Here is a 25,269-nt window from a genome sequence, read left to right on the forward strand (position 1 = left end):
ATGCATCAGTAGATTATGAAAGCGGCGGCGTTCCCGGCTCGATTGAACGCCCGCCGTTGAGCGGCAGCTGCATCAGCACGGTGTCCAGCCAGCGTCCGTGCTTGAAGCCGGAACCCTCGATACGTCCGCAATGGGTGAAACCAAGGCTCTCATGCAGCTTCACCGAACCGATATTGTGTTCGCCATCGCCGATCACCGCCAGCAATTGCCGGAACCCCAATGCGGAGATGCGCTCGATAAGTTCGCGCAGGAGGAGCTTGCCGACGCCCTTTCCCTTCGCATCCGGAGCGATATAGATCGAATCCTCCGCAAGCCAGCGATAGGCAGGCCTGACGCGGAAATAACTCGCATAGGCATAGCCCAGAATCCGGCCATCCTCCTCCGCGACGAGGATCGGAAAGCCCTGCTCCGCAAATGCCGCGAAGCGCTTCACCATTTCGTCCATTGTCGGCGGCTTGATCTCGTAGGAGCCGGCGCCGGTCAGAACGGCTTCCGTATAGATTGCGGTGATCGTTTCGATATCGGCAGGCTGGAAATCACGAATGACAGGCATGAGGGGAACCAGACAAATCATGGACTGGCCCTCACAATGCATCAGGAGTTGCCTCGATAAAAGCAAAAAGGGCAGCGTTTCCGCTGCCCTTTTTGTTCAAGCACTCTTCAGCTGACTATTCGCGGTTGCCCATGAACTGCAGCAGGAAGGTGAACATGTTGATGAAGTCGAGATAGAGACGCAGCGCGCCCATCACGACCTTGCGACCGTGCGCATCAGAAGAATCGCCTTCGTAATACATTTCCTTGATCGACTGCGTGTCATAGGCGGTGAGGCCTGCGAAGATCAGAACGCCGATCACCGAGATCGCGAACTGCAGCGCGGTGGAACCGAGGAAGATGTTGACGACCGATGCCAGGATCAGGCCGAACAGGCCCATGATCAGGAACGATCCCATGGCGGACAGGTCGCGCTTGGTCGTGTAACCGTAGAGCGACAGCGCGCCAAAGGAAGCAGCCGTCACAAAGAAGGTGCGAACGATGCTCTGGCCGGTGAAGACCAGGAAGATCGACGACAGCGACAGGCCGACGAGAGCTGCATAGCCCCAGAAGACGGCGTTAGCGGTCGAGACCGACATGCGCTCGATGCGGAAGCTCAGGAAGAACACTGCCGCGAGCGGCGCAAGCATCACAACCCAGCGAAGCGGGGACGTGTAGAGCGCTACACCGAGACCGGTGAGCATCTTGCCGTTGGCAAGCTGCGCGACGGCTGCGGACGGGTCCGTGGTCGTTGCGAGTGCTGCAACGGCAAATGCGGCAAGGCCGGTAACGGCCAAGCCGATAGCCATCATGTTATAGACGCCGAGCATATAGCTGCGCAGGCCCTGATCGATGCCTGCATCAGCACGAGCGCCGCCTACCGGCCTCTGCTGCGCCTGAATATTACGAAAGTCAGCCATGACTTAAATCCTCTTGCCATGTCCCGTCCGGTGTCGGGGCGCTCATTCCGGCGAGCCGCCGCCAGGCGCCGCTGGCGGGACCCCAGCATGCCTGCCTGACATTATGGGGATTTCGGCCTTCGCGTACAAGTACCATCCGTAAAAAAACGTGATGCAGCGGCGTGAAAGCACAAACGCATTATCCATAATATCCAACGGCTTACGTTTTCTCACCCTTCCGTATTACAAATCGTTCATATGGTTCTGAGTACCTGTGCAGGCTTCTGGCCGAGAACGCGCCATGTCCCTGCAAGGCCGAAACCGACAGTCAGCACCAGCGCTATGGCAACGGTCATCAGCGCGACATCAGGCAGGAAGCTTGCTTTCAGCTTCATGATTTCCACCACGACATACCAGCCCGCCACGCTGCCGGCGACGAGTGCGAAGAGCGCCGTTGCAAGCCCGAGCAGCATATATTCAAACACATAGGCCGTAATCAGCGTGCCGCGTGTGGCGCCAAGCGTCTTCAGCACCACTGCGTCGTGGACGCGGGCACGGTTACCGGCTGCCAGCGCCCCGCCCAGCACCAGAACCGATGCAGCCAGCGCAATGGAAGCCGCCGCACGGATGGCGGTCGCGAGCTGGCTGATCAGATCATTCGCGACATTGAGCGCATCGGTCACACTGACGGTCGTGACGGCGGGCCATGTCTTGGTTACCTGTCGCAGCACATCAGGCGCAAAGTTCTTCTGGCCGTCGGGAATGGTGAGCGTCGCCAGCCACGTCGCCGGCGCACCGGCAAAGGTGTTGGGCGAAAACACCATCACGAAGTTCATCGCAAGCGTTTCCCACTGCACCTGCCGGAAGCTGGCGATCTTTGCGGTGATGTTGCGGCCAAGCACATTGACCGTCACCGTGTCGCCGAGTTTCAGGCCCAGTTCCTTGCCTTCGCGTTCGGCGAAGGAGACCAGCGGCTCACCGCTATAATCGGCAGGCCACCATTCGCCTTCGCTCAAGGTCGAATTATCCGGCACCTTATCGGCAAATGTGATGCCGCGATCGCCACGCAGCACCCAGGCCGCTTCGGGCGGAATGGTCATGTCGCGCACATTGGTGCCGTTGAAGGCAACAATACGCCCGCGCAGCATCGGACCGGAAGTGAGTTTGCCATCCGGCACGATGTCGCTCACCAGCTTGGTGAAATCGCCGATGTCGCGGTTCTGAATATCGACGAAGAAAAAGTCAGGCGCCTGCGCCGGAATGTTTTCCGTGACCTGACGGCGCAGATTGCCATCGATCAGGGCAATCGCAACCATCAACGTCAGGCCAAGGCCAAGCGAAAGCACCACCGAAGGGGTAAGCGCGCCGGGACGATGGATGTTACCCACTGCCAGCCGAAGCGCTGTCGAACGCACGCGCGGAACCCGGCGGGCAAGCCAGCGAATACCGTCGGCGACAAGCCGCAGCACACCGAAGGCTGCGATAGCCGAAACGATGAAGATTGCGGCGATGCGCCGGTCATAGGCGACGTAGAGCGCCAGCCCAGCAAGAGCTGCGATCAGCAGAACCGCCAATCCAAGATAAAGCAGCGGCGGCAGGCCACGCTGCTCAAAACCCTGCTCGCGGAACAACGCCGTCGCGGGAATATCCCGCGCCCTGCCAAGCGGAATGATCGCGAAGGCAAGCGTGGTGATGAGGCCGAAGACGGCGGCAAGTGCCAGCGCACCGGGGAAGAAACCGCCGCCACCGGCGACCGGCAGATAATTGGCGAGCGCCAGCGCAGCGGCATAGGGGATAATCGCCGCCAGAATGAGTCCGAGCACGATGCCGATCAGGCCGATCACCATGATCTGCACGAGATAGACCAGCACGGCGAAGCGCGCAGGCGCGCCAAGCGACTTGAAGGTGGCGATCACGCCGCGCTTGCCATCAAGATAGGCGCGCACCGCATTGGCAACGCCGACACCGCCGACGATCAAGGCCGTCAGGCCCACCAATGTCAGGAATTGCGAAAAGCGCTCGATATTGGCGCTCAGCGCTGGCGCAGCATTGGCGCGGGAGCGGATATTCCAGCCTGCATCCGGAAAATCGGCGGCAGCCTGACGCCTGACGTCGGCGATTGCCGCATCCGGCGCACCATCGGGAAGCGCTACCTTGTAGATATGATGGACAAGGCTGCCGGGCTGGATGAGGCCAGAAGCCCGCAAGCCATCAAGCGAAACGAGAAACCGCGGTGCAAAATTGAAGCCGGACGACAAGAGGTCCGGTTCGCTTTCGATCAGGCCGCGCAGTTCGAACACTTGCGAACCGAGCAGCACTTTCGCACCAAGCGACAGGTCCATGCGATTGAGAAAATCCTGGGCGACGGCGGCGCCATAGATGCCGTCCTTCTCACCGGTTATGTCAGCGAGCGATTGCTGCGGCTGGACCTTCAATTGACCATAGAGCGGATAGGCAGCGTCGACAGCCTTCACCTCGACCAGCGACTGGTCGGAGCCATCGGGCATGCGCGCCATGGAGCGCATCGTGGCGCTCTCCGCCATTCTGCCCTGCTTTTCGATGAAGGCGCGCTCTTTCGCCGTTGCTTCCCGCTGATTGAGCGCAAAGCTGACATCGCCGCCCAGAATGCTCTGGCCTTCCGATGCAATGCCGGTACTCACCGACCGTGCTACCGAATTGACGCCGCCGATTGCGGCAACGCCAAGCGCGATACAGGCGAGGAAAATATAGAAACCGGACAGGCCGCCGCGCATTTCACGCAGCGCAAAACGGAGAGCAAGCGAGAACGACTTTGCCGCACTCATGCGCCAGCTGCCAGCGATTCGAGAACGGAGGTGCCCTGTGCAGGTTCCTCGATCCGGCCCGAGCGCACCGGAATTTCGATGTCGCAGCGCGCCGCAAGTGCGGGATCATGCGTGACCAGAACCATGGTCAGGCCGTTTTCGCGCTGCTTGGTGAACAGAAGATCGGCAATCTGACGTCCCGTCGTGGTGTCGAGATTGCCGGTCGGTTCATCGGCAATCAGTATTTTCGGGCTTGGCGCAAGGGCGCGGGCAATCGCCACGCGCTGCTGTTCGCCGCCGGAAAGCTCGGATGGATAATGGGTAAGGCGCTCGCCAAGGCCGACGGCGCGCAATTCGCGTTCCGCCACCTCGAAAGCATCTCTGCGCCCGGCAAGCTCCAGCGGTACGGCGACATTTTCGAGCGCCGTCATGTTGGGAATGAGGTGGAAGGACTGGAACACGATGCCGATATTGGCGCCGCGGAAAGCCGCGGCCTGATCTTCGCTCATCTGGCTGATCGTCCGACCTGCAATCTTCACAGTTCCGTTATCGACATGCTCCAGACCGGCCAAAACCATCAGCAGCGTGGACTTTCCGGAACCGGACGGACCAACGATGCCGACCGATTGTCCTTGCGATATATGAAGGGAGACGCCCTTCAGCACATGCACCGATGAGGCGGCGTGACCAAGGGTTAGATGAACGTTCTCAAGTTCGATAATCGGGCCAACAACCTGTTCCGTCACGCGGTTTTTATCCTATATGAATCTTTAGAACCAAACAGCGCGCCACAAATTTGAACCTATGTTGCGCCAATTATTGAAGAAGTCCGGCGGGCCATTTGCCCACAGCCCCTCAAATATGGGTTTTCGACGATGCGTTTCAAACTCTCAATTCCGGCATGGCTCCCGATTTTTGCGGTGATTGCGTCTTTTATGGCAGCAAGTCCCATCATTGCGGCAAGCGCGCAGGAAGATCCGACCGGCCTCGAAGACGCACTGCCGACGGAGCAGCTTTCACAGGTCAAGATCGTCGGCTTCGGCGACAGCCTGATGGCGGGCTATATGCTGCCGTCCGGTGCCGCCTTTCCGCAGCAGCTGGAAAAGGCGCTCAACGACAAGGGCGTCGAGGTTTCGATCGAGAATGCGGGCGTATCGGGCGACACGACCACGGGCGGGCTTTCGCGCATCGACTGGTCCGTTCCCGATGGCACCGATCTCGTGATCCTTGAACTGGGTGCGAATGACGCGCTGCGCGGTATCGAACCCGACATTACCGAAAAGAATCTCGACGAGATGCTGGCGCGCCTGCAGCAGCGCGGCATTTCAGTCATTCTTGCGGGCATGATGGCCCCGCCCAATATGGGCAAGGACTATGCCGCCAAGTTCAACCCGATCTATCCGAAGCTGGCACAAAAATATGGCGTGCCGCTCTACCCGTTTTTCCTCGACGGCGTAGCAACCAAGAAGGATTTTTTGCTCGAGGACGGAATGCACCCCAATGAAAAGGGCGTCGAAACGATGGTGACTAACTTTATGCCCACTATCGAAAAGAGCCTGACGAACATGCAAAACAAGGGGACATCGGGAGGCTGACGCCGGTCGGGAGCATAAACAGCTTGCTCCCGGACTCAAACTTTGATTCGCTGAGTCTGCATCGGCAAATATCGAATCATCTTCGATGGAACGATGCACTGACTCTACTAGTGGATTGAATTTGACGTTTGAATCCCGACCGACATAGATGCTGCTTCAAACGTCAAATTCGAAAAATCCACTAGAATTATAAGTCAATAGTGGTCTTTTCGATCCCGACATTTGCATGAGCAGATGGTAGCACCGGGAAGCAAATGTCGAGATCAGACCACTATGCTAGAGTGTCCTTTATGCATCCTTTGGATGCCCGGCGCTCTGGCATGGAACGCTTCGAGGAGGATGCCTTATGCCGCGTCTTTTCACTGCCCTCGAAATCCCGCGCGACGCCGCGCTTTCGCTCTCGTTGTTGCGAGGCGGTCTCCCCGGCGCACGCTGGATTGATGTTGAAAACTACCACATAACGCTACGTTTTATCGGAGATGTGGAAGGCCATGTGGCCGACGAGGTTGCCAATGCGCTTGATCGCGTGCGGCGACCTGAATTCATGCTCAACCTGTCGGGTGTCCATGCTTTCGGCTCCAAGAAGCCGCACAGCATCTATGCGGGTGTATCCCCCTCGCCTGAACTCAACGCATTGCAGGCGGAAATCGAACGTATCTGCCAGCGGCTGCACATTCCCGCCGACCCGCGCAAGTTCACGCCTCATGTGACGCTGGCGCGGCTCAGAAACGCCCGCATCGACGATGTGGCGCGCTATCTCTCCTCACGCGGCAACTTCGCGACGCTGCCCTTCAAGGTGGGACGATTCGTGCTGATGTCGTCACGCGATTCGGTTGGTGGCGGACCTTACATCGTAGAGGAAGCCTGGCCTTTGGTTGCCCGTTCCGGCCAGAACTGGTCGGCAAGCGCGATGGAAGCTGCCAGAACCATCCGGTAAACAAGCTCGAAATCCCCGATGCCGCCATAATAGGGATCGGGGATTTCAATCGCCCGCCCTTCGGCAATCTCGGTGAAAAGCCCGATATGTGCGCTTGCATTTGCAGGCATTCGCCCCGCGATCATTCGCATATTGTAGCGGTCCATACCGAGGATCAGGTCGAAACGGGTGAAATCAGCGGCGATCAGCTGTCGGCAGCGCTGCGTGGAAATATCGAGACCATGACGCGCCGCAACGCTGATGGAGCGCTCATCCGGCTCCTCGCCGGTATGGTAGCCATTGGTTCCCGCAGAATCGACCGGCACGTGGCGGATGCCGCGCTTTTCCAGCACATGCCCCATCACGCCTTCGGCAAGCGGAGAGCGGCAGATATTGCCTGCGCAGATGAAAAGGATGCTGGTCGGATTAGGTGCCGTCGCTGATATGGTCACGGAACTCTCGCGCTTATGATAGGTTATCTCAGGAACCGCAACATAGGCGAAAGACGATGGCACGCAACCGGCTGACGGAAAGTGAACTGAACGAAGCGCTCAAGGAGCTGGATGGCTGGCAGAAGGTCGACGGACGCGAGGCGATTGCCAAAAGCTTCAAGTTCAAGGATTTCAACGCCGCCTTCGGTTTCATGGCGCGCGCAGCGCTCCATGCCGAAAAGCTCGACCATCACCCCGAATGGTTCAATGTCTACAATCGCGTCGATGTCACGCTCGCCACCCATAGCGAGAACGGTATTACGGAACTCGACATCAGGCTTGCGCACAAGATGAACGCCTTGGCCTGATTTTAAAGCTTTGAGATATATACGTAAATCTTCCGGCGGTCATAGTTGAAGCTGCCGTCAGGGTTGCGGCTGGAATAGGGAAGAACGCGGGTAAGATTAACGCGATCCTGCCAGTTTTGTCCGAGTTTGCCGCCATGGACGCCACGGATATGGACATCGCCAAGCGAAATGGCGGCATGGAAAATATGCCCGGCCTGGACATCATAGAAGCCGATTGCCTGACCGAAAGGCAGTGCCGAATAACCGTTCCATTGTTCGCCTGCCCTGAAATTCAGGATGGGTATCCAGTTCTGGCTCGATGTGCCGCGCAGCGTGTTGAGCGAAATTCCGGCACCGAAGAGAAACCGCAGATAGACGGCGGCATCGTAGCATCCCGCCTCGAACAGATCGACGGTGATGTAATTATCTTCACTTCCCGCCGCCAGCAGCTGGTTGCCGCGAAACAGCCGTGTTGAACGGTCGCTGCGGATGAAGTTTTCCCCATAGCCGGTCAAATGCATCAAAACCTCCATTCATTCTGCACCTGCTTTGCCGCGCGTCCAAAACGCTTCGGAAGCGATCCGATCGAATCTGTATTTTGGGGATTTGATGAGAGCGTTGTAGCTGATGGTTGTTGCAGGTGACCGGGATGATGGAATCATCATGGTCTTGCAAGGGCGGTCAAAACTCCCCATTTTTATCCGGTCGTAGCCCACAATCGGAACGGCAGGAGTTGAACGAGAATGGATGACGTCAGAATCGGTGAAATCCTCGAACCCGGCAGTGAGAGCGAATTCAAGAAGCGCAGCGAACGGGTGAAGAATGGATTCTGGAAGGCCGCGCGCCGCGCCGGCCGCATGGTGCCGTTCATGGATGAGGTGGTTGCAGCCTATTATTGTGCACTCGACCAGAAGACACCGACACGCGTGCGCATGACGCTGATGGCAGCGCTCGCCTATTTCGTGCTGCCGTTCGACGCCATCCCCGATATTCTGGCCGGTATCGGCTTCACCGATGACGTTGCCGTGCTGATGGCAGCGCTCACCGCCGTTCGTGCCCACATCACGCCTGCGCACCGGCTCGCCGCGAAGCAGGCGCTGGAGGATGAGGGAGTAAGGGAGTAAGGGAGTAAGGGAGGCCGTTCACAGCTATGTGATCCTGACGACCCCACAATCAATTATACTCGTTTTTCTTCTTATTCCCCTACTCCCTTATTCCCCTATTCCCTTAACATACCGCCTTACTGACGCCGCTTTCTTTTCATTCAACTGGAACCAAGGGATGGCGGGGCGACTTGGCTGCTCATTCAAGTTTTCTTTCGAAACTTCACCGTTTGGTAACCCAGATTAAGGCAATTTAATCGGCAACTGAGCGGGACGGCGTGATGAACGGCGGCATCCCGATATTCAAGTTTGAAGCAAACGAAAGAGAACCGGTAAAAACCAATGCTTGGAAAATCGATCGTCGCGGCTTCTGTGTTCATGATTGGGATGGCGGGCTCGGCACTCGCCCAGACCCCGAGCCAGATCAGCCAGTTCAACGCCTGGGGCGCCTATAGCTATCAGTCGGGCAACGGCAAGGTCTGCTATGTCCTCTCCGTACCGACCGAAAAGGCCCCGGCCAACGTCGATCACGGCGACAACTTCTTCCTCGTGAGCCAGAAGCCCGGACAGAACATCTCGTTCGAGCCGCAATTCATGGCCGGTTACGACCTCAACACCAATGCGAAGGTCGTCGTGACCGTCGGCAATCGCAGCTTCAACATGTTCGTCAACGGCAAGTCCGGCTGGATGGAAAATGCAGCGGAAGAGCCGCAGCTCATCGCGGCCATGCGCGGCGGTTCCGACATGAAGGTGCAGGCACAGTCGAAACGCGGCACCAAGACCAGCTATACCTATTCGCTGAAGGGCATTTCCGCAGCCCTTGCCGCAATCCAGAAGTGCAAATAGTTTGCACAGTTGAATAGAGTTTCAAAGCCCGGATCGCTCCGGGCTTTTTCTTTACCCTGCGCACGCATGGCACCCCGGATGTCATGTGGCCGGATTTCATGTGGCCGGATTTCATGTGGGATGACGAATGCGATATTGTGTGCTAAGAGCGCGCGCAACAGGGGTCGAAAAGCCAAGTGCCGGACCCTATTTATCCATGCATTCGGGCCAGATTATCTGGCGAAGCTTATCGACGCGCTTCAGCCGTCGTCTCCAACAGTTGAAAACAGATGTCCATTTCGTTCGACCTTACCATTGATGATACGCGCGACCAGCTTGCCCGCCATGCGCGCGCCAGCCTGGAGGCAAAGCCGTCGCTGATCGGCATGTCGCGCGAGGAAATGGCCGAAGCGCTGATAAAGGTCGGCGTGCCGGAGCGTCAGGTGAAGATGCGCATCAGCCAGCTCTGGCATTGGCTTTATGTGCGCGGCGTTTCCGATTTTGCCGACATGCGCAATATTTCCAAGGATCTGCGTAGCCTTCTGGCGCAGCATTTCACCATTCAGCGCCCCGAAGTGGTCGAAGAACAGATTTCGCAGGACGGCACCCGCAAGTGGCTGTTCCGCTTTCCGCCGCGGGGCGCCGGTCGCCCGGTCGAAATCGAAAGCGTCTATATTCCCGAAGAAGGTCGCGGCACGCTCTGCGTTTCCTCGCAGGTCGGCTGCACGCTCACCTGTTCCTTCTGCCATACCGGCACGCAGAAGCTGGTGCGCAACCTGACCTCGGAAGAAATTCTGGCGCAGCTTTTGACCGCCCGCGACCGGCTTGGCGACTTCCCGGACAAGGACACGCCCGACGGCGCCATGGTGCCTGCCGAGGGCCGCAAGATCACCAATATCGTGATGATGGGCATGGGCGAGCCGCTCTATAATTTCGAGGAAGTGAAGAAGGCCCTGCTGATTGCCTCCGATGGCGACGGCCTGTCCCTTTCCAAGCGCCGCATCACGCTTTCGACCTCCGGTGTCGTGCCGGAAATCTATCGCACCGGCGACGAGATCGGCGTCATGCTCGCCATTTCGCTGCATGCCGTGCGCGACGAATTGCGCGACATTCTGGTGCCGATCAACAAGAAATATCCGCTGGCCGAGCTCATCAAGGCCTGCCGCGAATATCCGGGCCTGTCCAATGCCAAGCGCATCACCTTCGAATATGTGATGCTGAAAGACATCAATGACAGCCTTGAGGATGCCAAGCTTCTGGTGAAGCTGTTGCAGGGCATTCCGGCCAAGATCAATCTGATCCCGTTCAACCCGTGGCCCGGCACCAATTACCAGTGCTCGGAATGGGAGCAGATCGAGAAATTTGCCGATTATGTGAACGCGGCAGGCTATGCATCGCCGATCCGCACTCCGCGCGGCCGCGACATTCTTGCCGCCTGCGGCCAGCTCAAGTCGGAATCGGAGCGCATGCGCAAGAGCGAGCGCCTTGCGCTCGAAGCCATGATGATTGCCGGGCATGGCGAATAACGGGGCGAATAAACCGATGGGTGAGCGCGCTTGAACGATACTTTCGACTACATAACGCGCTTCGTCATCGTGGTATTCGGCTATTGCTGCGGTGTGTTGACGGCAGGCTGGTTTCTGGCCGCCATCCTTTTCCGCACCCTCGGCGTCGATTCCTTCATGAACGACTTCGTCATGATGGCAAGCGATATGGATGCCGGTTCGTTCTTTGCAGCCACCAGCTTCTGGAGCGCCGTCTTCGTCGGCGGTTTTGCTCTTGCAGCAATGGCTGGCGGGTTCAGCTTTGTGCCCGCCCTCATCCTCATCATTCTGGCGGAAGCACGCGGTTACAAATCGTCGCTGTTCTATTGCGTTGCGGGCGCCCTGATCGGGCTTGCCGCAGCAGGCGCATCGCTTCCGTTCAGCGATGGAAGGAGCGTGCCGGAAAGCTCGCTCTGGATCGCAGCCATAGCGGGGGCCGGTGTCGTCGGCAGCTTCGTCTACTGGCTGCTGGCAGGGCGCAATGCCGGGCGGCTTTTATCCCGCCCGACAGACTGATTTTTTATTACTTCGCCTGCGCGGTGATGATCTTCAGCGCAAAGGCCGAGAATACGCCCGCAAACATCCAGTCCACGATGCGCGTCACGGTCGGGTTCTTCTTCAGAAGCCCGGCAAAGCGATCAGCCGCCACCACCATCGGAATGGTGAAGGGCAGCGCCATCGGAATGAACGACAGGCCGAGAAAGAACAATTTGCCCATGGCATGGGGGTCATGCGCGGAGACGAACTGCGGCAGGAAGGTCATGTTGAACAGAATGATCTTCGGGTTGAGAAGATTGATGCCGAGACCCGTCAGCCAGTTCTGGAACAGCGTATGTTTCTTGCCGCCATTCTTTTCCGGCGAGAAGGCCGATCCCTTGCGGATCGCCTGCACGGCCAGCCAGACCAGATAGCCCGCCCCCACCACTTTGAGCGCCGTAAAGGCTGTCGGCGACGCCAGAATGAGCGCCGAAAGACCGAGCGCCACCATGGTAGTATGAATGACGATACCGGTGCTGGCACCAGCCATGCAGGCAAAGCCTGCAGCCTTGCCTTCGGACAGGGCGCGCCCGACGAAAAGCGTCATGTCGGGACCGGGCGTGATGGAAAGGATCGCGGTTGCTATCGCGAACTGGACAAAAATCGTCCATTCGGGAATGAAGGTCAGGTTTGTCAGAAAAGACATCGAAATGTGCTCCAAGAGATGGCGCACGCTAGAATAATTTCCCGGCAAATGAAACAGTCGAATGGAGACAGAAATGCTGCTGATCATAGGGACCGTCCGCCTGCCGCCGGAAAATCTTGACCGTGCACGCGAGGCCATGCAGCGCATGATCTTGGCCAGCCGCGCGGAGGATGGCTGCGTGGACTATGGCTACGCCGAAGACATCCTTGAACCGGGTCTCATCCATGTGAAGGAGATGTGGCGCGACCGTGCTTCGCTCGACCGGCATTTCGCCTCCGCCCATATTGCCGAATGGCGCGCGACATGGCCCGAGCTCGGTATCGGCGACCGCAATCTCGTTGTTTATGAAGTTGGCGAACCACAGATCACGTAATACCAAAACTCGATGAGTTTGACTCATCGAGTTTTGGTTAAGCCCGTGCGGCGACTGAGCATTTTCAGGGCGTGATGCGTTAGCATCTCAGCGCCCTAGTATAATACGCATGAGTTTTCGCGATAAGTCGCAGCTCGTCGGCTTGCACGCTGCTTGGCAACTGATAAAAGAACTACGGACAAATTTTGGGCGCCGCTCTGGAGCGCCTGATGAGACGGAAGTTTATTATGAGCAAGTGGAAAGACGTTAAGAAAGTCGTTCTCGCCTATTCGGGCGGCCTCGACACCTCGATCATCCTGAAGTGGCTTCAGACGGAACTCGGCGCGGAAGTCGTGACTTTCACTGCCGATCTCGGTCAGGGCGAAGAACTTGAGCCGGCCCGCAAGAAGGCGGAAATGCTGGGCATCAAGGAAATCTTCATCGAGGACGTGCGCGAAGAATTCGTGCGCGATTTCGTTTTCCCGATGTTCCGCGCCAATGCCGTCTATGAAGGCGTCTATCTGCTTGGCACCTCGATTGCCCGCCCGCTGATCTCCAAGCACCTGATCGACATCGCCAGAAAGACCGGCGCCGATGCCATCGCACACGGCGCAACCGGAAAGGGCAACGACCAGGTTCGTTTCGAGCTTTCGGCCTATGCGCTGAACCCGGATATCAAGATCATCGCCCCATGGCGCGACTGGTCGTTCAAGAGCCGCACGCATCTGCTCGAATTCGCCGAACAGCACCAGATTCCGGTTGCGAAAGACAAGAAGGGCGAAGCGCCGTTCTCCGTCGACGCCAACCTGCTGCACTCCTCGTCCGAGGGCAAGGTTCTGGAAGATCCGGCGCAGGAAGCTCCGGAATATGTGCATATGCGCACCATTTCGCCGGAAACCGCGCCCGACAAGGCAACGATCATCAAGATCGGTTTTGAAAAGGGCGATGCCGTTTCCATCAATGGGGAGCGCCTGTCGCCTGCGACGCTTCTTGCCAAGCTCAACGATTATGGCCGCGACAACGGCATTGGCCGTCTCGACCTCGTGGAAAACCGCTTCGTCGGCATGAAGTCGCGCGGCGTCTACGAAACGCCGGGCGGCACGATCCTGCTGGCAGCGCACCGCGCCATCGAATCGATCACGCTCGACCGCGGCGCGGCGCACCTGAAAGACGAGTTGATGCCGCGTTATGCGGAACTGATCTATTACGGCTTCTGGTTCTCGCCGGAACGCGAAATGCTGCAGGCGGCAATTGATCACAGCCAGCGCCATGTCGAAGGCGAAGTCACGCTCAAGCTCTACAAGGGCAATGTGATGGTGATCGGTCGCGAATCGGACAAGTCGCTCTATTCCGACAAGCTCGTCACCTTCGAAGACGATCAGGGTGCTTACGACCAGAAGGACGCAGCGGGCTTCATCAAGCTCAATGCACTGCGCCTGCGCACGCTTGCCGCTCGTGATCGCAAATAAAACCCGAATAACCTGCGATTTAAAAAACGCCCTTCCGGAAAACCGGGAGGGCGTTTTTCTTGCAATTTTTTCCTTGCGAAATCGACCCGTTCAGATCGCCGCAAGTGCCTCAGAGAGGCCCTTAAGCGGTGCGCGAAGCGAAATCCGGTTGGATCGTCCTTGCACATCCGTGAAGCTGTAGGAAATCTCTGGCGCGCTGCCTTTTGAAATATAGCCGCGCATGCGCGGCCCTACTGGCAGATAAGACACACAAACATTCCGGTCGCATCCTGTGGTCTGGATTTTGATGGGCGCAGTCTTGTCAGCAAATTCGAGCTGGATGTCTTTTCCGACACCGACGATGGGCGGCACCCGGATAATCATGAAGGGCTTGCCTTCTTCAGTCGCAGCCAGTGACCAGCTCCATACCGTCACACCCTTATCGTGGACGATCGTCTGCGAGATGTTGCAAACCCGCTTTTTGATTTTCAGATTTTCGTCGCAAATCTGCGTCCAGTTTTGAAAAGGCCGGATGATACGGCGATACTGCCCCACCGGAACGCCGTCCGGAATGGCGATATCGGCGGGTTTGATGGCAAAACCGGGAGGCATCGTAAAAGCCTGCGGCGGCTGTAACGGCAGGCGATTCTGTTTTCCCTTTTGCCCGGCGGCAACGCCGCCGGGCAAAAAAGCCAGAGTCAGGCAGGATAATACCAGACACATCCTGCCGATCCGATATGTCGCAAGCATAGGCATGCGGCCTTAGTTGAAAGTATAGCTCAGGCCGACGCCACCGCCGACATTGCCGCCTGCGGTCGTCATCGAGACGTTGGTACGGAACTTGGAATCCTGGCTGGTGTAACCAAGGCCCATGGCAAAGGCGCCTTCATTGCGCCAGACGCCGCCGCCAATGGCCGCGCTGAGCTTGCCCGGCCTGTCGTCATAACGCAGCGACGCCGCAGCAAGACCGATTGCCGCAGCCTGCCGGGCTTCCTTGCGGACTGCACCGATATCCTGGCTCAGCATCCCAAACTTGGTGTCGGTATAGGCATTGGCTTCACCGACGGCCCGCGTCATCTGCTGGTCCGTATAGGTGTTTGCTTCACCCAATGTCTTGATGGACTGCATATCCGAATAGACATTCGCCTTGGCCAGTGTCGAAGACGCGGTATTCTGAAGCTGGCCGACATTAACCGCATCGTTACGCTTCACGCCATTCGCGACATTGGACAAGACAACCGGTGCGTTGGAGTCTCCTCCCTCCATAGAAACAGAACCGCCATTCAGCGTTACAGAGTCCGCCCGTGTCCCATCTGGATTCGTATCATATTTAACCGCATCGTTTGCCAGTTTTGAAACGCCTGCAGCCAGATTGTTGACAGCCTGATTGGTGGCAAAAAGCTGTGACCCGTTCACCGCATCCGTGGATGCCGCATCCAGACGACCTGCGGCAAGGTTCGTTATGGTGCGTTCCTGACCCGCCGACCCAATCGACACGGTGGCAATCGGCGTGGCACCAGCAAAGTTGAACACTTCACCATTGATGGTAGTGTTCGCCGAGCCTACAGCCTGTTCCGTTACCGAGTTCGATCCCAATGCGACGTCGTTCAGGTTGGACGCTTTGCTCGCGTCACCAATCGCAACTGTTCCCTCCTCTTGAGCAGAGCTACTCGAACCCAGTGCAGTGCTTCCAAAACCCGCTGCGGACGCTTTTCCACCTATCGCCGTTGCCCATCCGCCAGCTGCCTCTGCCTCAGTACCGAGCGCAACTCCGGCCCATTGGCTGGCATTCGCGTCAATACCAGTCGCAATAGAAAATGTACCCAAGGCGGAAGCGGTATTGCCAATGGCTATTGCGGATTGTCCATCAGTTGTCGCATCCTGACCAACTGCGATAGAGCCGTGTTTTTTAGCACTCGCACCCTGACCTGCAGCCACAGCAACATCACCTTCTGCGGTAGCACCATCAGCGGCCCAAGCGTTTTCTCCCTTTGTTACAGCATCTTCCGCATGCGCGACGCCAGCAACAAATGGAAAAATACACAACGATGCCATAAGTATATTTTTATTTAATAATTTAATTTTATTCGAATTCTTCATAGTAAACCCTGTAATTTCAACTTAAATAAATTTAATCTAATATATACCCTACATATAAAATCCACCCCTCTCTCGATTAGTTCTAATGACCTACAAAAATAATCAATAATCACATAAATTTTATTTCCTAGACCCATAGTGGGGAAGCTATTTCGAGGCTGGAAGTAAGATAAAAATCAAACTTCTCCCTAATTTTCTGTCGGCGCTTGACTCTTGTCTGACTCGATTCAATATTGGAACAAATAGAGAACATATTGATAGGGATTCTGACGTGAGCGGCATCGACATCGCGGCGCTGCGGCGCATGGTGACAGTCATTGAAGGAAACAGCTCGCAAGGCAGTCTTTCAGGCGAAAAGGCCGCGGGCTTCGGGCGGGCGCACAGTTTCACGCTGGGCCTTGCCGGGGCAGATGCCGCCTTTCCGCATGGCCTTGCAGGTGATGCGCTGCATGAGGTTTTTGCCGAAAACCCCGGCGCGCATATGGCCGCAACCGGCTTTGCACTCGCCTTTGTCACCCGCGCGGCAGAACGTGCAACAGCCCCCCGGCGCCCGATCATCTGGATCGAGGAAGAAACCGCCTCAAACGAGTATGGCGGGCTTTATCCGCCGGGGCTTCACGCCTTCGGGATCGATCCCGCACGACTTTTGATCGTGCGCTGTCCCACGGCGCAGGATGTGCTGAAAGCGGCCAATGATGCGCTGGAAGCCGGAAGCGGCGGCACGGCCTCGCATCTGGTTTCCGGCATTGTCGCCTCGATCAGCGGCCAGCCGAAATGCCTCGACCTCACCGCCTCGCGGCGTCTGCTGCTTGCAACCGAAACCGCGCAACTGCCCGTCATCCTGCTCCGAAGCCACCGGACGGCTGTGCAAAGCGCTGCTGTCAGCCGCTGGCGGGTGGCGCCCGCCCCATCCCGTTCAAGCGGAGCGAACGCACCCGGCAAGCCTGTCTTTTCGGCGGTTCTTGAACGCAATCGCCACGGCACATGCGGGCAATGGATCATGGAATGGAACAATGAAACCCTTGAATTTGGCACAAGAGAACGGGACGGCAGAACGTCTGTTCCTCGCCCTCTGGTTTCCGTTTCTGCCGACCGATCGGCTTCGCCGCGCCGTTCCGCCTGACGGCAAACCGCACCTGCCTTTGGTTGTGATCGAGCGCACGGCCAATGCGCTGCGCCTGACGGCGGTGGATGGTGAAGCGGCAAGGCTCGGCCTTTTTCCCGGCATGGTGCTAACCGATGCGCGCGCCCGCGTGGAAAGGCTTGATGTGGCAGCGGCCGCGCCGGAACAGGATGCGGCGCTTTTAAAGCGCCTTGCCCATTGGTGCGAACGCTACACGCCGCTTGTCGCCTTCGATCTGCCGCATGGGCTGATGCTGGACATAACCGGCTGCGCGCATCTGTTCGGCGGGCTTGCCGCCATGCGCGTCGACGCAATCCGGCGTCTGGAACGCGCCGGGCTGCACGTGCAGGCAGCGATTGCCGATAACAGTTTTGCCGCGCGGCTTCTGGCACGCGGAACGAAGGGTGGCCTGTTCAGCAGGACAGAGGCCGACCGGCTGCTCCCCCGCCTGCCGCTCTCTGCGCTTGAACTGACGCAAGCTGCCGAAACCGGCCTCAAGCGCGCCGGATTGAAACGGATCGGCGATGTGATGGGACTTCCGCGCTCCGCCCTCACCGCCCGCTTCGGCAGCGATCTTGCCACCAGGCTCGACCGGCTGGCGCGGCGTGAGCGCGCGCCGATTTCCCCCTTGCGCATCCTGCCGCTCACCCTTGCCGAACGCCGCCTGTCAGAGCCGGTGACGGCAATGGAACTGGTGGAACATATATTGCGGGAACTGGCGCAGGCGCTGTTTGAGCAGCTTGAAATGGAAGGCAAGGGCGCGCTTCTGATCGAGGCGTCATTCTTCCGGGTCGATGGCGAGGTGCGCCATATCCGTATCGAAACCGGCCAGCCCTTGCGCAACGACAAGGTTTTCCTGCGTCTTGCGCGCGAAAGGCTCGATGCGCTCACCGACCCGCTTGATGCCGGTTTCGGCTTCGATATGATCCGGCTGGCAGCGCTGCGCAGCGCGGCGGTGGCCCAGCGCCAGACGGGCCTCGACCAGTATGAGGAAGACCAAGCAGGGTTCGGCCAGCTGGTCGACCGACTTTCGGCGCGGCTTGGACAGGACCGCGTTCTCGTCTCCTTTCCGCGCGACACGCATATCCCAGAACGGGCCTTTGGCCTCGTCCCTGCCTTGCATGGATGGCGAAAAACCGAAGCCGATTATCGCAGCCAGGCGGAACTGCCGGGCGACCCGCCAGCGCGCCCCATCAAGCTGTTTCGCCCGCCACAACCAATCGAAAGCGTGGCGGAAGTGCCCGACAGTCCGCCTTCGTTTTTTCTGTGGCGGCGGGTGCGTCATCAGGTTCGCCTTGCCGAAGGGCCGGAACGGATCGAGCCGGAATGGTGGCTCGCAATCGGTCAGAACGTGCCGGAACTGCGCGATTATTACCGGGTGGAGGATGAGACCGGCCAGCGTTTCTGGATTTTTCGCGAGGGGCTTTATGACGGCGCCAATCATCCGCGCTGGTTTCTGCATGGGCTGTTCGCGTGATGGCTCCTTATTTTGAAATAGCTGCTGCCAGCAATTTTTCCTTCCTTTGCGGTGCATCGCATCCGCAGGAGCTGGTCGCGCGTGCGCATGCGCTTGGCCTGTCCGGTATCGGCATTGCCGACCGCAACACGCTGGCCGGTGTGGTGCGCGCCCATGCGGAATGGAAGGAGATTCGCAAGAAAAGCGATTTCCGGCTTTTCATCGGCTGCCGCCTGTCCTTCACCGACGGCACGCCGGATATGGTCGTCTATCCGCGTGATCGCGCTGCCTATGGGCAATTGTGCCGCCTGCTGACGGAGGGCAAGCAGCGCGCCGCCATCAAGGGCGAATGCCATCTCGAATGGGCCGACCTCCTGTTTCGCGCGCGGCAGTTCCAGATCGCGGTCTTTCCGCCTGACGAAGACAGGCCGGATTTTGCCGCACGCCTGACGGAGATTGCGCAAGCTGCCCCCGGCTCCGTCTGGCTGGCGCTCGCCATGCCGCATCAAGGCCATGACGGACGCCGCGCAGAACGCAGCGCCCGTTTTGCCGCACAGGCAGGCGTGCCGCTCATCGCCACCAATGACGTGCTCTATCACCATCCCAACCGCCGCGCGCTTCAGGACGTGCTGACGGCCACGCGCCATCACACCACGGTTTTCGCAGCCGGGCGGCTTCTGGAAAAGAATGCCGAGCGCCACCTAAAACCGCCAGAGGAAATGCTGCGGCTGTTCCGCGATTATCCTGAAGCTGTCGCGGCGACCGCCGATTTCGTCGCGCCCATCACCTTCCAGCTTGATGATCTGAAATATGCCTATCCCGATGAGCCCATCCCGCCCGGCAAGACGGCACGGCAGCATCTGCACGATCTCACCTGGGAAGGCGCGGCGCGCCATTACGGCGCGGACACGATCCCGCCAAAGGTGCAGGGCCTCATCAACAAGGAACTGGCGCTGATCGCCCAGCTTGAATACGAGCCCTATTTTCTCACCGTCTATGACATTGTGAACTATGCCCGCCGAGAAAAAATTCTGTGTCAGGGGCGCGGTTCGGCGGCCAATTCCGTCGTCTGTTTCTGCCTTGGCATTACCGGCGTGAACCCGACGGAAGTGGACCTCCTGTTCGAGCGCTTCATCTCCGCCGAGCGCCAGGAACCGCCGGATATCGACGTCGATTTCGAGCATGAGCGGCGCGAAGAGGTGATGCAATATGTCTATGACCGTTATTCGAGAGATCGCGCGGCCATTGTCGCGACCGTCATCAGCTATCGGTCCCGCAGCGCGATCCGCGATGTCGGCAAGGCGCTGGGGCTGACCGAAGACGTGACGGCGGCGCTTGCCAATACGGTCTGGGGCATATCGGGCGGCGGCATCGACAAGCAGCATATCAGGCAGGCGGGTCTCGACCCCGACAACCCCATCATCCGGCGCGCGGTGGAACTGGCCATCACGCTGATCGGCTTTCCGCGTCACCTGTCGCAGCATGTCGGCGGCTTCGTGCTCACCCGCGACCGGCTGGACGAAACCGTGCCCATCGGCCCGGCGGCGATGGAAGACCGCTCCTTCATCGAATGGGACAAGGACGATATCGACGAGGTGGGGCTGATGAAGGTCGATGTGCTGTCGCTCGGCATGCTCACCTGCATCCGCAAGGCCTTTGATCTCATTCACCAGCACAAGCCGCAACTTTATGGTGGCGAGAAGCTGACGCTGGCAACCGTGGAGCAGGGCGACAAAGCCGTCTACGACATGCTGTGCAAGGGGGATTCGCTCGGCGTGTTTCAAGTGGAAAGCCGGGCCCAGATGAACATGTTGCCACGCCTGCGTCCGCAAGAGTTCTATGATCTTGTCATCGAGGTCGCCATCGTGCGTCCCGGCCCCATTCAGGGTGACATGGTGCATCCTTATCTGAGGCGGCGAAACGGACAGGAACCCTGCACCTTGCCATCGCCTTCGCCGGAACATGGCCCTCCCGACGAGTTGCTACAAATTCTCGGCAAGACCAAGGGTGTGCCGCTGTTTCAGGAACAGGCGATGCGTATCGCCATGGAGGCTGCAAAATTTACGCCCGAAGAAGCCAACCAGTTGCGCCGCGCCATGGCCACTTTCCGCAAGATGGGCACCATTCATACGATGGAGACAAAGATGATCGACGGCATGGTCAATCGTGGCTACGACCGGACCTTTGCCGAAAACTGCTTCAACCAGATCAAGGGGTTCGGCGAATATGGCTTCCCTGAAAGTCATGCGGCAAGCTTCGCGCATCTGGTCTATATTTCCGCCTGGATCAAGTGCCATCACCCGGAAGTGTTCGCCGCAGCCCTTCTCAATTCCCAACCCATGGGTTTTTACGCCCCCGCCCAGATCGTGCGCGATGCCCGCGAACATGGCGTGACGGTGCTGCCCGTCGATGTGAACTTCAGCCAGTGGGACAATATTCTGGAGGAAACACCCGACGTTCACCTGGCGCTCCGGCTCGGCTTTCGCCAGATCGATGGTTTTTCCAAGGAGGACGTAAAGCTTCTGATTGCCGATCGGCAGGAGCCTTACCGCACCATTGAAGACATGCATCGGCGGCTTCGGCTCGACCGGCGCGCCTTCACGCTTCTGGCGGATGCCGATGCCTTCGGCTCGCTCGATATCGACCGCCGCGCAGCACTTTGGGCCGTGCGCCGTCTACCCAACGACGAAACCCTGCCGCTGTTCCGCGCCGCCGCAACCAGCGAGCTGGCGGAAGAGCCGCGCACGAAGCTTCCTGAAATGGCCGCATCCGAGCATGTGATTGCCGATTACGAGACGACCCGGCTCTCGCTGAAAGGGCATCCGCTGCAATATCTGCGCGAGGGGCTTGCAGCGGAAGGCGTTTCAACCTGCCGCGCGGTTCAGGAAGGCGCCGACGGACGCCGCATGAAAGTGGCGGGCGTCGTCACCGTGCGCCAGCGCCCCGGCAGCGCCAAGGGTGTGGTGTTCCTCACCATTGAGGATGAAACCGGCATCGCCAATATTGTCGTCTGGCCGAAAATCATGAAGGTGTTTCGCCGCGAAGTCATGGGCGCGCGGCTGATCCATATCGAAGGCCGCATCCAGCGCAGCCCCGAAGGGGTCGTGCATCTGGTGGCATCAAAACTGCAGGACCGTTCGGCAGCGCTGATCGAAATGAGCGGACGCGAAGCCCAACGCCTCGTCGCTCCGTCGCAAATGGCGCATCATCCGCGCAATGTTAGAATAATGCCGAACTCGCGAGACTTTCATTGAGCAATCACGCGCTCCGAAGCCCGTTCGCTATTTTGGCTATGACGCGACGAAAATGGTGCAATTCGAGAACCGGAGCGGAGTGTACTTTAAGGTACATGAGCAACGGAAGCGCAGAAGTGCGCCATTTGCAGACCGTCAGAGCCGAAATAGAGCGGGCTTCAGTTCCATGCGCCAACGAAAAACACCGCGCAATAATGCAGCGCTGCGCCCACCACGACAAAGCCGTGCCAGATGGCATTCTGAAACCGCAGACGCTCCCAGACATGGAAGATCACACCCAGCGAATAGACCATGCCACCGGCTGCAATCAGCCAGAAGACGGCTGGCGGCAGCGACTGCACCATGGTGTCATAGACCATGACGCCGCTCCAGCCGAGCGCCAGATAAAGCAGGATCGACAGCCGGTCGAAACGCCCCGGCATGAACAGTTTCAGCATGATACCGATAAAAGCCACGCTCCAGACGAAGAGAAGCAGCGGCAGAGCGCGATCCCCCATATGCATGGCAAAGGGCGTATAGGTTCCGGCAATCAACAGATAGATCGCCGAATGGTCGAAACGGCGCAGAAACCATTTGGTCGGTGAAACCGGCCAGATATTGTAGACAGCCGAAATTCCGAGCGCCGTCAGCAGGCTCGCAAGATAGACGCCGGATGAAATCGAGGTCGCCGCAGGCATGTTCGGCAGAAAATAGAACAGCATGGCAATGGCGCCGGCAAGCGCCAGCCCGACACCCAGCACATGGATGACGCCATCGGCCCACAATTCGGCCCGGTCATATTTCCATTTGACTGGATGAGGCAGTCTTACATTCATGAAATTTCCCTGTCGTCGGTTCCAGAGCGCGTTTCGATCTGATTGGGTCAGATCGGCGCTCTAGTCCTTTGCTTTAACGCGCATCTTTTCCGAAAACCGTTTCACACTTTTCGGGATGCGCTCTCAACAGGAAACTGCCATCGCTTTGCAGCGTCAAGATGACAGTTCGTTCAAGCAGGTTTACTGCGCTGGCGTGTAGGAAGCCTGAATGGGTGCTACGCCCGGAAGCGGTGCTGCCCCGCCTTCCGGCAAGGATGCCGGTTGGATGGAAGCGGCTGCATCACGGGTCGGGCCATTGCGCTTCCAGCTGCCGTCGAGGCCGGTCTCCTGCAACAGTCCCTTGCGCTTGGCATCGTAATAATAGCCGCGCGCATAATAGCGGACTGCCTGACTTTCATCACCGCCTGCGACCTTATAGGCGCCGGACAGATAGCGAACAGCATATTTCAGATTGGTTTCCGCATCGAGCAGGCCCTTGGCCGAACCCGTATAACCCATGCCGCGCGCGGTCGGATGGCTGATCTGCATCAGACCCCAATAGGGTCCATTGCGCGCACCCGGATTGAACCGGCTTTCGCGATGCACGACCCGGCGCACCAAGCGCTCCGGCACGTCATAGGCGACGGAATATTTGGTAATCAGCGCATCGAGACCTTCCGGCGCGTGATCCGGCGTCTCGAAGGCCATATTGGCGGCAACGGAAGCCGGCGAAGCGGCAGCCTGCGCACCGGCATAGGCCATCATCGGTTCGGACTGGCCACGAATGCCGGGAATGGGAACGGCGGTCGGCAGGACTGGATCGGAAGCATCGGTCACGGCTGCGACAGTTTGCGTTCCGGCAACAGCGCCTGCATCGGCGGTTGCCGCGCCTGTCGCGGAAGCGGTCTGGCCGGATGTATCGGTCTGCGTGATCAGCGCCGTCTTCACGGGCTTGCCGTCATTGGTGGTGTTGCAGGCGCTCAGCGCCACGGCACAACCAAGAAGCATGAGGCCCTTGCGGACCAGATCAGCGGATGAAGAAGAAAGCGCGTAACGCATGACCGGACCCGTTCTCAGGAATCGAAATCTTTTTCGATGCGTTTTTCAAGCTCGACCAGATCTTCAGGCAGGGGCAAACCGCTGGCCCGCAACGCATTGAGCTTTTCGCGAACCGTTTCGCGGATTTCATGAGCGTCTTGCGGCTGGTTCACCATTTGCTCGAAAAGCAGCGCAATTTCCGCCTTGATGTCCTCGAATGCCATCCAGATCCTCTTGGCTTACACGGACTTTGAGGGCCCGGCTCAGTCAGTCTTCTTTCGGTCGATGACAATCGTGTACCATGCAAAAGACGGCAAACGGAAGCGCTAAACGTGAGGGCTTGGCCAAAATGAATATTTCAAATGGTAACAAAAAGATTAACGCACTCACAGAATGCGTGGCAGCACCGTAACTACGGCATTGAAATCACACGCGAAAATTCCGAGATCATCGAAGTCCAGACCGCCATTCGGATCGAAGAGATAAATGCTCATCCAGACGAGCGCGATCACAAGCAGGAGTGCCAGAATCATCAGAATCAAAAGGCGTCGCCCGAGCGCGGTCTTGCGACCCGCCCCTTCCGGCGGCTGTTTGGCCATAATCAATTGCTGCCTTGTTCAGTCGTCATTGGTCGCGTTCAGTTCTTCCGGCGGCGTGCCGTGTTCGGGCTCCGCCGACAGATAACCCTCGCGCACCAGCCATTTGCGCAGGATCAGCGTCATCGCCTCGGTCTGGTTAAGACCGGGATGCTTTTCGGCGATGAAGCGCTCCAGAGCGCCGTGCACGTCATCGGGAAGATAGATGCTCATTCATACTCCTCCACGTGAAGAGAATCAGACCACGGTTACGGTGAGAGTTGCCACACCGTCGACCTTGCCTTCCAGGCGGTCGCCGCGCGTCACCGGCCCGACGCCCGCAGGCGTACCCGTAAAGATAAGATCGCCGGGCTGCAGCTCAAAGAGCGAAGACAGGTAGGAAATGGTTTCCGCGACCTTCCAGATCATCTGGTTGAGGTCGCCAGACTGGCGGGTTTCGCCATTGATGGCGAGCGAAATCGCAGCCTTTTCCAGATGGCCGATGTCCGACACCGGCACGATGGCCGAACAGGGCGCGGAGTGCTCGAAAGCCTTTGCGACTTCCCACGGACGACCGGCCTTCTTGGCCACGGCCTGCAGGTCGCGGCGCGTCATGTCGATGCCGACGGCGTAGCCATAAACATGGTCCAGCGCCTTTTCGACAGTAATGTCGGTGCCGCCGGTCTTCAGCGCCACCACAAGCTCGATCTCGTGATGTACGTCTTCGGTCTTTGGCGGATAGGGAAAGTCACCGCCTTCGATCACGAGGCTGTCCGGGTTCTTCTGGAAGAAAAACGGCGGATTGCGGGTCGGATCGCCGCCCATTTCGATGGCATGATCGGCATAGTTCTGGCCGACGCAATAGATGCGATGCACGGGAAAGCGCGCGTCCGTTCCCTTTACCGGCAGAAATGGCTGCGGGGGCGGCGCAAAAACATAAGTCGTCATGGGGAACTATTCCGGTCGGAAACT

26 protein-coding genes and 2 pseudogenes are annotated in these 25,269 nt (G+C 58.5%); 12 read left to right on the forward strand and 16 right to left on the reverse strand.

All coding sequences use genetic code 11. The annotated features are described in order from the left end of the window. Positions 1–13: 13 nt before the first annotated feature. The 4 genes from JNC70_RS02880 to JNC70_RS02895 form a co-directional block, all read right to left on the reverse strand. On the reverse strand, positions 14–553 hold the full coding sequence (locus tag JNC70_RS02880; RefSeq protein ID WP_104757160.1) for a GNAT family N-acetyltransferase: 540 nt from the start codon (positions 551–553) through the stop codon (positions 14–16). A gap of 115 nt (positions 554–668) precedes the next feature. Then, the gene (locus JNC70_RS02885) at positions 669–1,451 is read right to left on the reverse strand and encodes a Bax inhibitor-1/YccA family protein (protein WP_104757161.1); all 783 of its coding nucleotides are present in this window, start codon (positions 1,449–1,451) and stop codon (positions 669–671) included. A 233-nt stretch (positions 1,452–1,684) separates the two neighbouring features. Further along, complete coding sequence (locus JNC70_RS02890) at positions 1,685–4,234, reverse strand: ABC transporter permease (RefSeq protein ID WP_104757162.1); 2,550 nt, start codon at positions 4,232–4,234, stop codon at positions 1,685–1,687. Next, on the reverse strand, positions 4,231–4,959 hold the full coding sequence (locus JNC70_RS02895; RefSeq protein ID WP_104757163.1) for an ABC transporter ATP-binding protein: 729 nt from the start codon (positions 4,957–4,959) through the stop codon (positions 4,231–4,233). The genes JNC70_RS02890 and JNC70_RS02895 overlap by 4 nt, the downstream gene beginning before the upstream one ends. Before the next feature lie 129 nt (positions 4,960–5,088). Here JNC70_RS02895 and JNC70_RS02900 point away from each other — a divergent pair, with 129 nt between their 5' ends. Continuing rightward, positions 5,089–5,808 carry an arylesterase gene (locus tag JNC70_RS02900; RefSeq protein WP_104757164.1) on the forward strand — a complete coding sequence of 240 codons (720 nt, stop codon included), beginning with the start codon at positions 5,089–5,091 and terminating at the stop codon, positions 5,806–5,808. A 346-nt stretch (positions 5,809–6,154) separates the two neighbouring features. Further along, a complete protein-coding gene (gene thpR / locus JNC70_RS02905; RefSeq protein ID WP_104757165.1) occupies positions 6,155–6,745 on the forward strand; it encodes an RNA 2',3'-cyclic phosphodiesterase in 591 nt (196 codons plus the stop codon). Here thpR and JNC70_RS02910 read toward each other — a convergent pair. Next, positions 6,655–7,176, reverse strand: a complete 522-nt coding sequence (locus tag JNC70_RS02910; protein ID WP_245414807.1) for a low molecular weight protein-tyrosine-phosphatase — start codon at positions 7,174–7,176, stop codon at positions 6,655–6,657. The genes thpR and JNC70_RS02910 overlap by 91 nt on opposite strands. 56 nt (positions 7,177–7,232) lie before the next feature. On the opposite strand from JNC70_RS02910, the gene JNC70_RS02915 reads away from it, so the two are divergent. Next, a complete protein-coding gene (locus tag JNC70_RS02915) occupies positions 7,233–7,523 on the forward strand; it encodes a 4a-hydroxytetrahydrobiopterin dehydratase (RefSeq protein WP_104757166.1) in 291 nt (96 codons plus the stop codon). A gap of 2 nt (positions 7,524–7,525) precedes the next feature. Here JNC70_RS02915 and JNC70_RS02920 read toward each other — a convergent pair whose 3' ends face one another. Further along, positions 7,526–8,023, reverse strand: coding sequence for a hypothetical protein (locus JNC70_RS02920; RefSeq protein WP_245414808.1), 498 nt, complete (start codon positions 8,021–8,023; stop codon positions 7,526–7,528). A gap of 222 nt (positions 8,024–8,245) precedes the next feature. On the opposite strand from JNC70_RS02920, the gene JNC70_RS02925 reads away from it, so the two are divergent. From JNC70_RS02925 to JNC70_RS02940, 4 genes are all read left to right on the forward strand, one after another. Then, positions 8,246–8,626 (forward strand): YkvA family protein, encoded by a 381-nt coding sequence (locus JNC70_RS02925; protein ID WP_104757168.1) that lies wholly within the window; start codon positions 8,246–8,248, stop codon positions 8,624–8,626. 321 nt (positions 8,627–8,947) lie between these two features. After that, on the forward strand, positions 8,948–9,451 hold the full coding sequence (locus tag JNC70_RS02930; RefSeq protein ID WP_104757169.1) for an invasion associated locus B family protein: 504 nt from the start codon (positions 8,948–8,950) through the stop codon (positions 9,449–9,451). Between the two features lie 269 nt (positions 9,452–9,720). Continuing rightward, entirely contained in the window at positions 9,721–10,956 is a 1,236-nt protein-coding gene (rlmN, locus tag JNC70_RS02935; protein WP_104757170.1) for a dual-specificity RNA methyltransferase RlmN, read from the forward strand. Positions 10,957–10,986: 30 nt separating this feature from the next. Continuing rightward, a complete protein-coding gene (locus tag JNC70_RS02940; protein ID WP_104757171.1) occupies positions 10,987–11,490 on the forward strand; it encodes a hypothetical protein in 504 nt (167 codons plus the stop codon). A 7-nt stretch (positions 11,491–11,497) separates the two neighbouring features. Here the strand turns inward: JNC70_RS02940 and JNC70_RS02945 are convergent, their stop codons facing one another. Beyond that, positions 11,498–12,157 carry a LysE family translocator gene (locus tag JNC70_RS02945; protein ID WP_104757172.1) on the reverse strand — a complete coding sequence of 220 codons (660 nt, stop codon included), beginning with the start codon at positions 12,155–12,157 and terminating at the stop codon, positions 11,498–11,500. A 73-nt stretch (positions 12,158–12,230) separates the two neighbouring features. On the opposite strand from JNC70_RS02945, the gene JNC70_RS02950 reads away from it, so the two are divergent. Further along, a complete protein-coding gene (locus JNC70_RS02950; RefSeq protein WP_104757199.1) occupies positions 12,231–12,530 on the forward strand; it encodes a putative quinol monooxygenase in 300 nt (99 codons plus the stop codon). Between the two features lie 227 nt (positions 12,531–12,757). After that, positions 12,758–13,978 (forward strand): argininosuccinate synthase, encoded by a 1,221-nt coding sequence (locus JNC70_RS02955; protein WP_104757173.1) that lies wholly within the window; start codon positions 12,758–12,760, stop codon positions 13,976–13,978. Between the two features lie 90 nt (positions 13,979–14,068). Here JNC70_RS02955 and JNC70_RS02960 read toward each other — a convergent pair whose 3' ends face one another. From JNC70_RS02960 to JNC70_RS22845, 3 genes and pseudogenes are all read right to left on the reverse strand, one after another. Next, positions 14,069–14,680, reverse strand: a complete 612-nt coding sequence (locus tag JNC70_RS02960) for an invasion associated locus B family protein (RefSeq protein WP_104757174.1) — start codon at positions 14,678–14,680, stop codon at positions 14,069–14,071. Positions 14,681–14,719: 39 nt separating this feature from the next. Further along, positions 14,720–15,661, reverse strand: a pseudogene (locus tag JNC70_RS02965) (YadA-like family protein); the annotation flags it as partial. A 102-nt stretch (positions 15,662–15,763) separates the two neighbouring features. Next, positions 15,764–16,057: pseudogene (locus JNC70_RS22845) on the reverse strand (hypothetical protein); the annotation flags it as partial. Positions 16,058–16,328: 271 nt separating this feature from the next. Between JNC70_RS22845 and JNC70_RS02970 the strand changes: the two are divergent. Genes JNC70_RS02970 through JNC70_RS02980 form a run of 3 tightly spaced genes read left to right on the forward strand, consistent with a single transcriptional unit; the run spans position 16,329 to position 21,890 of the window. Beyond that, positions 16,329–17,180, forward strand: a complete 852-nt coding sequence (locus JNC70_RS02970) for an ImuA family protein (RefSeq protein WP_104757176.1) — start codon at positions 16,329–16,331, stop codon at positions 17,178–17,180. Between the two features lie 25 nt (positions 17,181–17,205). Beyond that, positions 17,206–18,657, forward strand: a complete 1,452-nt coding sequence (locus tag JNC70_RS02975) for a Y-family DNA polymerase (RefSeq protein ID WP_104757200.1) — start codon at positions 17,206–17,208, stop codon at positions 18,655–18,657. After that, on the forward strand, positions 18,657–21,890 hold the full coding sequence (locus tag JNC70_RS02980; protein WP_104757177.1) for an error-prone DNA polymerase: 3,234 nt from the start codon (positions 18,657–18,659) through the stop codon (positions 21,888–21,890). Before JNC70_RS02975 ends, JNC70_RS02980 begins: the two co-directional genes overlap by 1 nt. A 158-nt stretch (positions 21,891–22,048) precedes the next feature. On the opposite strand, the gene trhA is transcribed toward JNC70_RS02980, so the two are convergent. From trhA to JNC70_RS03010, 6 genes are all read right to left on the reverse strand, one after another. Beyond that, positions 22,049–22,705: a PAQR family membrane homeostasis protein TrhA gene (gene trhA / locus JNC70_RS02985; protein WP_104757178.1), complete on the reverse strand. Its 657-nt coding sequence runs from the start codon at positions 22,703–22,705 to the stop codon at positions 22,049–22,051. Positions 22,706–22,885: 180 nt separating this feature from the next. Then, on the reverse strand, positions 22,886–23,743 hold the full coding sequence (locus tag JNC70_RS02990) for a lytic transglycosylase domain-containing protein (protein ID WP_104757179.1): 858 nt from the start codon (positions 23,741–23,743) through the stop codon (positions 22,886–22,888). Positions 23,744–23,757: 14 nt separating this feature from the next. Continuing rightward, on the reverse strand, positions 23,758–23,946 hold the full coding sequence (locus JNC70_RS02995) for a hypothetical protein (RefSeq protein ID WP_061344759.1): 189 nt from the start codon (positions 23,944–23,946) through the stop codon (positions 23,758–23,760). A 162-nt stretch (positions 23,947–24,108) separates the two neighbouring features. Then, complete coding sequence (locus JNC70_RS03000; RefSeq protein WP_104757180.1) at positions 24,109–24,321, reverse strand: hypothetical protein; 213 nt, start codon at positions 24,319–24,321, stop codon at positions 24,109–24,111. Positions 24,322–24,339: 18 nt separating this feature from the next. Continuing rightward, positions 24,340–24,531: a hypothetical protein gene (locus tag JNC70_RS03005; protein WP_104757181.1), complete on the reverse strand. Its 192-nt coding sequence runs from the start codon at positions 24,529–24,531 to the stop codon at positions 24,340–24,342. A gap of 24 nt (positions 24,532–24,555) precedes the next feature. Continuing rightward, the gene (locus JNC70_RS03010) at positions 24,556–25,245 is read right to left on the reverse strand and encodes a fumarylacetoacetate hydrolase family protein (RefSeq protein WP_104757182.1); all 690 of its coding nucleotides are present in this window, start codon (positions 25,243–25,245) and stop codon (positions 24,556–24,558) included. Positions 25,246–25,269: the final 24 nt, after the last annotated feature.

Source organism: Brucella oryzae, from assembly GCF_041929965.1.
In the GTDB taxonomy this organism is placed as follows: domain Bacteria; phylum Pseudomonadota; class Alphaproteobacteria; order Rhizobiales; family Rhizobiaceae; genus Brucella; species Brucella oryzae.

Coding starts and splice junctions, on each gene's coding strand:
- JNC70_RS02880 (WP_104757160.1), bottom strand. CDS start 553: ATGCCTGTCATTCGTGATTTCCAGCCTGCCGATATCGAAACGATCACC.
- JNC70_RS02885 (WP_104757161.1), bottom strand. CDS start 1,451: ATGGCTGACTTTCGTAATATTCAGGCGCAGCAGAGGCCGGTAGGCGGC.
- JNC70_RS02890 (WP_104757162.1), bottom strand. CDS start 4,234: ATGAGTGCGGCAAAGTCGTTCTCGCTTGCTCTCCGTTTTGCGCTGCGT.
- JNC70_RS02900 (WP_104757164.1), top strand. CDS start 5,089: ATGCGTTTCAAACTCTCAATTCCGGCATGGCTCCCGATTTTTGCGGTG.
- thpR (WP_104757165.1), top strand. CDS start 6,155: ATGCCGCGTCTTTTCACTGCCCTCGAAATCCCGCGCGACGCCGCGCTT.
- JNC70_RS02915 (WP_104757166.1), top strand. CDS start 7,233: ATGGCACGCAACCGGCTGACGGAAAGTGAACTGAACGAAGCGCTCAAG.
- JNC70_RS02920 (WP_245414808.1), bottom strand. CDS start 8,023: ATGCATTTGACCGGCTATGGGGAAAACTTCATCCGCAGCGACCGTTCA.
- JNC70_RS02925 (WP_104757168.1), top strand. CDS start 8,246: ATGGATGACGTCAGAATCGGTGAAATCCTCGAACCCGGCAGTGAGAGC.
- JNC70_RS02930 (WP_104757169.1), top strand. CDS start 8,948: ATGCTTGGAAAATCGATCGTCGCGGCTTCTGTGTTCATGATTGGGATG.
- rlmN (WP_104757170.1), top strand. CDS start 9,721: ATGTCCATTTCGTTCGACCTTACCATTGATGATACGCGCGACCAGCTT.
- JNC70_RS02945 (WP_104757172.1), bottom strand. CDS start 12,157: ATGTCTTTTCTGACAAACCTGACCTTCATTCCCGAATGGACGATTTTT.
- JNC70_RS02950 (WP_104757199.1), top strand. CDS start 12,231: ATGCTGCTGATCATAGGGACCGTCCGCCTGCCGCCGGAAAATCTTGAC.
- JNC70_RS02955 (WP_104757173.1), top strand. CDS start 12,758: ATGAGCAAGTGGAAAGACGTTAAGAAAGTCGTTCTCGCCTATTCGGGC.
- JNC70_RS02960 (WP_104757174.1), bottom strand. CDS start 14,680: ATGTGTCTGGTATTATCCTGCCTGACTCTGGCTTTTTTGCCCGGCGGC.
- JNC70_RS02980 (WP_104757177.1), top strand. CDS start 18,657: ATGGCTCCTTATTTTGAAATAGCTGCTGCCAGCAATTTTTCCTTCCTT.
- trhA (WP_104757178.1), bottom strand. CDS start 22,705: ATGAATGTAAGACTGCCTCATCCAGTCAAATGGAAATATGACCGGGCC.
- JNC70_RS02990 (WP_104757179.1), bottom strand. CDS start 23,743: ATGCGTTACGCGCTTTCTTCTTCATCCGCTGATCTGGTCCGCAAGGGC.
- JNC70_RS02995 (WP_061344759.1), bottom strand. CDS start 23,946: ATGGCATTCGAGGACATCAAGGCGGAAATTGCGCTGCTTTTCGAGCAA.
- JNC70_RS03000 (WP_104757180.1), bottom strand. CDS start 24,321: ATGGCCAAACAGCCGCCGGAAGGGGCGGGTCGCAAGACCGCGCTCGGG.
- JNC70_RS03005 (WP_104757181.1), bottom strand. CDS start 24,531: ATGAGCATCTATCTTCCCGATGACGTGCACGGCGCTCTGGAGCGCTTC.
- JNC70_RS03010 (WP_104757182.1), bottom strand. CDS start 25,245: ATGACGACTTATGTTTTTGCGCCGCCCCCGCAGCCATTTCTGCCGGTA.